The sequence below is a fragment of the Saccharothrix sp. CCNWYY140 genome, assembly GCF_037401995.1.
In the GTDB taxonomy this organism is placed as follows: domain Bacteria; phylum Actinomycetota; class Actinomycetes; order Mycobacteriales; family Pseudonocardiaceae; genus Actinosynnema.
In genome coordinates this window covers 68,773-75,454 of sequence record NZ_JBBEGC010000001.1, presented here as the reverse complement: position 1 = coordinate 75,454, position 6,682 = coordinate 68,773, and the positions used below count along the sequence as shown (strand labels likewise).

Here is a 6,682-nt window from a genome sequence, read left to right as displayed (position 1 = left end):
ACAAGGCCGAACAGCACTACCAAACCGGCCTGGGCATTGCCCAGCGCCTGGCCACGGCTGACCCCGACAACGCCGAACACCAGCGCGACCTCAGCATCAGCCACAACAGGCTGGGCGACCTGGCGGTGGCGCGAGGTGACACCAACAAGGCCGAACAGCACTACCAAACCGACCTGGACATTGCCCAGCGCCTGGCCACGGCCGACCCCGACAACGCCCAATACCAGCGCGACCTCAGCATCAGCCACAACAGGCTGGGCGACCTGGCGGTGGCGCGAGGTGACACCGACACGGCCCAACAGCACCACCAGGCCAGCACAGCGATTACACAGCGCCTGTCTGCCGGATCGAGTGGCCAGGTTCTTTGAGCTTGGTGTTCGCGTCTAAGCGGGTGACGATCCTGTTCCTTTGGCGTTCTTTGCTCTGGTCACGATGCTGCGGGGCGTCGTCGAGCGATAGTATCGCGGCATCGCTGGCGGTCCGGCTGGCTGCGGTGATGGTCTGACCGGTCAGGGTTGGCAAGCACAGGGCTCCGCTCGACCGGCGTTGTCGACCTTGCCGGCTTTGGTCAGGTGCTTCGATGCCACACCGGGCGTCGGTCTTCCACTGCGGGTACGTACGGGGTGGTGCGGATGCCGTGGGGACGGGCTCGCTCGACGTAGGAACGCAGGGCGGGGGTTCCGGTCTGGAGGGCGTGGGCGATGTCGGTGAGCATGTCGGTCACGTTGGCCCAGTACGGGTGATCTTGCTGCCGGCGTCACGGCTCCAGTAGTGGACGCACCCGTGCCAAGGGCCTGGTCGTAGGTCCACGAAGAGGTGGTCGCCGGTGCCCAGTGACGCGATCGGGACGAACTCGATGTGGAACACGCCGGAACGCGTGCCGGCCTGGTCCGCAGAGGGTGCTGAAGACGGTCCTACGACGTCGGATGCCAGGAGGGCGGAGGGGCACCCCTTACCCGCCGTCCGGGACCCCTTACGGCGGCGGGTAAGGACATCAACCCCCGAACCCACGTGAACTCCCGATGCCGGGGACACCACCTCAGGACGAATCTTCGTGTCACACCGGGAACGGAACTAGCCGGACCCGGAGGACACCAGGAGTGAAGTCATCATGGAGTGGACCCCCGAGGCCATCAAGGCGGAGATCGACTACCGGCAGGCGGCGTTGCGTGAGGACGCCGCGCACAGTCGGCTGGTCCGGGCGAGCTCGGCTCCGAAGCGCTCGTGGTGGCGCATCGCTCGGGCTGTGAGGTTGGGGTGAAACGGCACCCGTGCGCCGGGCTGTCAGTTCCGTGGTGCGCGCACGCCTTCGCGGTAGTTGGGGTAGGTCGGGGTCCATCCCAGTTCGGCGGAGATGCCGTCCACCGCGCGCAAGAGGGCGTCCAGGTCGAGCATGTCGGCGACTACCACCAAGGAAGGCTGACGGCCGAAACGGCGAGTGGCGCGCGCGTCACACCGGGGACGTTCACGCGGCCGGGCTCTCCAGGGTGATGCGGCTGTAGTCGTCCTTGCGGATCGCGCGGCCGATGGTGCGGATGGGCAGGCTCCACGCGCTTTGGTCGGCGATCAGTTTGGCCAGTTGGGCGGATTCCCAGTTGAGTTTCTGGTGGACCAGGCCGACTTCTTCTTCGTCGGTGGTGGTCAGGTACGAGACCGCCGACCACCACACGCGTTCCCGGTAGTGCTTGAGGCCGGTGCTGCTGAGCACGATGTCCAAGCCTCGCAAGGTCTTACGCAGCAGGGTGATACCGCCGCCGTAGTCGCGGGTGAGGGTTTCGGCGATCTGCGGGATCGAGCGGACCAGGATGTTGTTGACCTGGTCGTGGTCGAACTTGCGGCGGGGGAGCAGCAGGTGCGCGGCGTCGTCGCCGTGTTGCCTGAGGTTGAGGAACGTGCCGTAGGCGAGGTCGTAGTTGATGTGCGCGTTCAGCCCGAGCAGCAGGTCTTGCAGGACCGTGGAGGACTTCTCCTCGGCCATCCGGTGGGCGGTCTTCCAGGCGCGCTCCGACTCCGGGTCCCGGTCGAATGTGGTCAGCGACTGGAAGTACAGCGACGCGAAGTAGCCGGCCTGGGCCCGGACCCAGTCGCTGTCGAAGAAGATGGGGTTCGTGTAGTCGCCGCGCCGGTGGACGGCCGCGTGCACGTTCAGCGTGATGATGTAGTACGCCCGCAGGAACACGGCCCGGTAGTCGTTGCGCTCGTGGAAGTACCGGAGCGCGACCTGCATGCAGGGGATGGCCTCTTCGATGGTGGTCGGGCGCTGTGCGGCGATGCTGTCGAAGTCGGTCACGGGAACTCCTGGGGGTGGATGCGGCACGCGTGTCCCGGCCCTCGCCGGAGCCGATGTAGAGGACCCGCGGCGACGCCCCCAGATACAAGTCGACCTCGATCGGGGTCTCGCGGAGCGGTGATCGCTCCGCGAGACCCCGGCCGTCGAGGCGTCAGGCGGTCGTGCAGGCGACGGTCGGAACCGGGTTGGTGCCGGTCCACGAGCCGAGGAAGCCGAACGACGTGCTGCCACCCGCGCCGACGGACCCGTTGTAGCTCTCGTTGCGCACGGAGACGTCCTGGCCGCTGGTGGTGAGCTTGCCGTTCCAGAGGTTGGTCACCTTCTGGCCGGCGCCGAAGGTCCACTTCACCGTCCACCCGGACAGGGCGGTCGAGGAGTTGTTGCGGACGACCACCTCGCCCTGGAAGCCGCCGTTCCACTGGCTGGCCACCCGGTAGGTCGCGGTGCAGCCGGCCCCGTTGTCACCGGTGGTCGTGGTGGTGGTCGGGGTGCCGCCGAGGGCTTCGTACACCGCCCAGTAGGACGGCTTCTTGGCGAAGTTCTCGTCGTAGATCAGGGCCGCGCCCTCGCCGGGGAACACCGAGGGGATCCAGGAGTAGCCGTCGGAGAAGTCCCACACCGTGATGCCGACGCACCGCGTCACGGCCAGGCATGCGTTGACGACGGTCCGGTAGTCGGCCGCCTGCTGGGCGTCCTTGGTGGCGTCCCGCGGGACCCGCATCCGGATGTCCAGCTCGGTGAGGGCGACGTCCACGCCGAGGTCAGCGAAGCGCTGGATGTTCTGCTGCACCGTGCTCGGGACCTGGCCGAGGATGAGGTGGGCCTGCAAGCCGACGCCGTCGATCGGGATGCCCTGCTGCTTGAACGACTTGACCATGTTGTACACGGCGTCGCTCTTCGCGCCGATGCCCTCGATGTTGTAGTCGTTGTAGTAGAGCTTGGCGCCGGGGTCGGCGGCGCGGGCGGCCTTGAACGCCTCGGCGATGTAGCTGTCGCCGATCTTCTGCTGGAACACCGACTGCCGGCGGGTGCCGTCCTCCTCGAACGCCTCGTTGACGACGTCCCAGTGCACGACCTTGCCCTTGTAGTGGCCGGCCACGTTCGTGATGTGGTTGCGCATCACGCCGAGCAGCTCACCGGCCGGCACGCTGCCCACCCAGTCGGGCAACTGGTTGTGCCACACGAGCGTGTGGCCGCGCACGATCTGGTTGTGCGCCTGGGCGAACGCGACGATCTGGTCGGCCTGGCGGTAGTCGAACTGTCCGCGGGTGGGTTCGGTGTACTGCCACTTCTGCGTGTTGCCGACGGTGATCTGGTTGAACTCGCTGCCCAACACGGCCGTGTAGGGGGCGTTGTTCAACGTCGGGTTGTCCGTCGCCGAGCCGAAGTAGCGACCCTTGGCCGCGGCGAGCTGCCCAAGCGTCGGGTCCGCCTCCGTGGCGGACGGCGCGGCGACCGCCATGCCGACGACGAGCGTCCCGGTGACGGCGATGGCCGTCGCGGCGAGGACGCGACGCGCGCGTCCTGCTGGTGCTGGCATCTGTCTTCTCCTGACATCGGTGTCGGACGATCGCGCAGCCTTCGAAAGTTTCGATGCAACTTCCGAATGTTAACTCGCTCGACCGTAAGGTCGGCAAACGGCGACCGTCAAGACGTCCTGCCGCACCAAGAACCCGAAACATCCGGCTGAGCCCGCTGACGAGCGCCTGGCCCAGGCGGATACCGGTGAGGCTGAGCTTGGTGGTGTGTCGGCTCGGCAGCCGCGCGGCCGTTACTACCGGGCTGCCGGGGTGATGGTGCACGGTCGGTGTGCTTACCCGCGACGGTTCCGCCTTGCTGCTGCCGCTGTTGCTCGCGGGAGCGGTCGAGGGGGCAGCCTTGGGGTGGGGGCAGGCCACGGTGTTGCGCCGGGCTGATGTGGTGGTTGTCGGCCAGGTCGCGGTATTGAGCGAGGGTGTGTGCCCCGCCTCATCCGCCGTCGTCCGTAGCTGCACACGTGCGCGTGCTGTTGACGCAGAGCAATGACGATCGAGCGCACGTCACCCCCGAAGGGCGTGTGATACGGCCGAACGGCTGACCGCGGCGGTGAACGTTCTGGTCGATCAAACCGTTCCGTGGAAGCTCTCCTTATGAGCTGTCCGCCGGACGTGAGAAGCGAACCTCAGCAGACCTCCCTCGGTGAGCTGCTCCCGCGAGTATGGCTCGCATCAATATCAGTGGGAGCGTTCGCGGCGGCGACGGCCGCGCAAGCGCTGAGTCACGACAGCGAGGGCGACGTCGTGGTGCCCGTGGCTGTCGGCGTCATCTCTGTGAGCGTCGCGGTCGGCGCGATGCTGGTGGCTTTGATCGTCGGTCGCCGCCTCAACCGACAAGCCGGCCGCTTCCCGGTGATGACGCCCGCCGGGCGTATCGAGCAGGCCCGCGACCACCTCGACTCGACTGCGCGCTTGCTCCGCCAACTCGAGGACGAGTTGACGACGTTGACGCGGGTGCTGGAACAGCGCCAAGTCGATGCCGATCGTTACCAGCGGCTTGCAATGCTGAATGCCGATCAGGCCAAGCTTGTCGAGCACTTGGTCGCGCGCCAGTTCGAGCGGCAGACGCGCACGACGTGGCGGCTCCAGGGCTTCCAGATCACGACGGCGTTCTTGCTCGGGCTGGTGGTCAACTGGATATCCCAGCCCGCCCTCTACTGGCTTTCCAGCTTCTGGACCTAGCACCTGGCGGGGTTCGAGGTGAAGGACCGGACGCCAAGGTCGCGAGTGCGGCTGTGAGCTGCGGCGGCCGACCTGATCATCCAGCGAGCAGCCCCGTGACCGCGCGATCGACGCCGAGGGCGAGCACGCGCCTGCTCGCCCTCCAGGAGGCACTCGCCGATCTGGGCCACGAGGTCGACGGGATCTTCGGGGCGAACACCGACACCGCGGTCTCGGCGTTCAAATCGGACGAAGGGCCGGCGCCGACCGACCCGGTCGCCGCCCGGGGAACGATGCGCCGCCTCGACTCGTACGACGAACCGGCGTGGGTGGAGTACGACGCGGCGCAGCGCCGCAACTTCCACGTCGACTGGTCCCCCTTGGGGCGCGGCCACAGTCCTTCGCGGTCTGGACAGCGGTGATGGCGACGCCCGAACGGCCTCTTGCTCTCTCCCACGACGACGCTCACGCTGAACACAACTGGAGGGGAGTACTCCCTAAGCGGTGGTGTCGTCAGCACGGAGTCCGGCATTGGGCTCCCGGTGCCACCGGTCGACCACATCCGGTCGGCGGAGGAGACCTCCGGACTTTCGCGTGCGCGCGATAAGCCGGAGGGTCCTCAGTGCTCGAGAACACCGCTTTACTCGTCAGCGTCGCAGGTGTGGTGACGTTCAGCGCGGCGAAGCTCGTCGCACTCGTGATCGCGCTCAGGGGGAGTGCCCCTGAGCAGCGCCCCGAGTTGATCCGTGCGGTCGCGGAGTTGTTCGGTTCCCGGCTCGCCAGGACCAAGAGGGCCCAACCGAAGCGGCCTGCTGTGCAGGCTCGCCCACCTGCCCCGAAGCGCCCCGCCCAGGACGTGTGAGGGGCCGTTTCCGGGCCAGGCCCCACGGCGGCGGGGTGGCCGGGAGCGGTTCGCGTGAGATCAGAACGAGCCGGATTTGGAGGTTCGGTGGCCTGTCGGGGTGACGGGAGCGGAGGTGAAGTGGATGGTGGTGCCCTCGCCTGTCAGGGTGACCGATACCCGGTCGCCGGAAGGGACCTCTTCGATGCCCGTGAGCGGGTGGTGGGTCCAGCCTTCGATTGTCAGATCGGTGACCGACGGGTACTTGAGGTGGAAGCGGATCCAGTCGTGTTCCGGGGGGGCTTGCCAGGTTTGGCGGGACGTGTCGTCCAGGGGCCCTTCGAACGAGGCCGTGATCGCCTGGTCCCGTTCGTCCCAGTGCAGGGCGTAGAGCTCGAACGCCGACAGGTCAGATGTGCTCATGGTAGGTGTCGACCTCCGGGCCGGGGACCGTCGTGTGCAGCCGCTGGTCCAACCTGCTCGTGAACTCGTGCGGTCCGTCGTCGATCGCGTCCGGTGGTGTGCTGTGGGCGCTCACCTTGCCGAAGCGGATCTGGTCCGCGCACGTCAGGGTCAGCCGCACCGACCGGCCGGTCACCGTCACGGCCAGCCTCGCTCGCGGCCGGTCGGCGAAGTCGACCGAGACCGTGGCGGGCAGCGGGCCGCCGGACAACCGGACGTCGTCGACCGCCAGGAACCCCAGGTGCGCCTGAACCCGGCTGTGGCCGGGCACGTCCGAGGCGACCGGGAGGTCGACCCGCAGGGTGCAGCCGGGGCCTCGGCGCTCGAACCGGACCGACCGCAGCACCAGCCCGGTCAGGTCCGGTCCCTGCGGGTAGAACCGGGCGAGCAACT

Annotated in this window: 10 protein-coding genes; 4 read left to right on the top strand and 6 right to left on the bottom strand. The window is 67.7% G+C overall.

Going from position 1 to position 6,682, the window contains the following annotated elements; translation table 11 throughout:
• On the top strand, positions 1-368 hold a 368-nt coding region (locus tag WBN91_RS00355), incomplete at its 5' end, for a tetratricopeptide repeat protein (RefSeq protein WP_337721829.1).
• Between the two features lie 200 nt (positions 369-568).
• On the opposite strand, the gene WBN91_RS00350 is transcribed toward WBN91_RS00355, so the two are convergent.
• Positions 569-724: a hypothetical protein gene (locus WBN91_RS00350; protein ID WP_337729351.1), complete on the bottom strand. Its 156-nt coding sequence runs from the start codon at positions 722-724 to the stop codon at positions 569-571.
• A gap of 387 nt (positions 725-1,111) precedes the next feature.
• On the opposite strand from WBN91_RS00350, the gene WBN91_RS00345 reads away from it, so the two are divergent.
• A complete protein-coding gene (locus WBN91_RS00345) occupies positions 1,112-1,261 on the top strand; it encodes a hypothetical protein (RefSeq protein WP_337721827.1) in 150 nt (49 codons plus the stop codon).
• A gap of 23 nt (positions 1,262-1,284) precedes the next feature.
• On the opposite strand, the gene WBN91_RS00340 is transcribed toward WBN91_RS00345, so the two are convergent.
• The 3 genes from WBN91_RS00340 to WBN91_RS00330 form a co-directional block, all read right to left on the bottom strand.
• Positions 1,285-1,410 carry a hypothetical protein gene (locus WBN91_RS00340; RefSeq protein ID WP_337721826.1) on the bottom strand — a complete coding sequence of 42 codons (126 nt, stop codon included), beginning with the start codon at positions 1,408-1,410 and terminating at the stop codon, positions 1,285-1,287.
• 55 nt (positions 1,411-1,465) lie between these two features.
• Complete coding sequence (locus WBN91_RS00335) at positions 1,466-2,290, bottom strand: DUF5995 family protein (protein WP_337721825.1); 825 nt, start codon at positions 2,288-2,290, stop codon at positions 1,466-1,468.
• A gap of 151 nt (positions 2,291-2,441) precedes the next feature.
• Complete coding sequence (locus WBN91_RS00330; RefSeq protein ID WP_337721824.1) at positions 2,442-3,830, bottom strand: endo-1,4-beta-xylanase; 1,389 nt, start codon at positions 3,828-3,830, stop codon at positions 2,442-2,444.
• 676 nt (positions 3,831-4,506) lie between these two features.
• Here WBN91_RS00330 and WBN91_RS00325 point away from each other — a divergent pair.
• Together WBN91_RS00325 and WBN91_RS00320 are read left to right on the top strand one after the other, a co-directional pair.
• Positions 4,507-5,007, top strand: a complete 501-nt coding sequence (locus tag WBN91_RS00325) for a hypothetical protein (RefSeq protein ID WP_337721823.1) — start codon at positions 4,507-4,509, stop codon at positions 5,005-5,007.
• Positions 5,008-5,102: 95 nt separating this feature from the next.
• Positions 5,103-5,408, top strand: coding sequence for a peptidoglycan-binding domain-containing protein (locus WBN91_RS00320; RefSeq protein WP_337721822.1), 306 nt, complete (start codon positions 5,103-5,105; stop codon positions 5,406-5,408).
• A gap of 500 nt (positions 5,409-5,908) precedes the next feature.
• Here the strand turns inward: WBN91_RS00320 and WBN91_RS00315 are convergent, their stop codons facing one another.
• Together WBN91_RS00315 and WBN91_RS00310 are read right to left on the bottom strand one after the other, a co-directional pair.
• A complete protein-coding gene (locus tag WBN91_RS00315) occupies positions 5,909-6,250 on the bottom strand; it encodes a hypothetical protein (RefSeq protein WP_337721821.1) in 342 nt (113 codons plus the stop codon).
• Entirely contained in the window at positions 6,237-6,680 is a 444-nt protein-coding gene (locus WBN91_RS00310; protein WP_337721820.1) for a hypothetical protein, read from the bottom strand. Before WBN91_RS00310 ends, WBN91_RS00315 begins: the two co-directional genes overlap by 14 nt.
• Positions 6,681-6,682 lie beyond the last annotated feature (2 nt).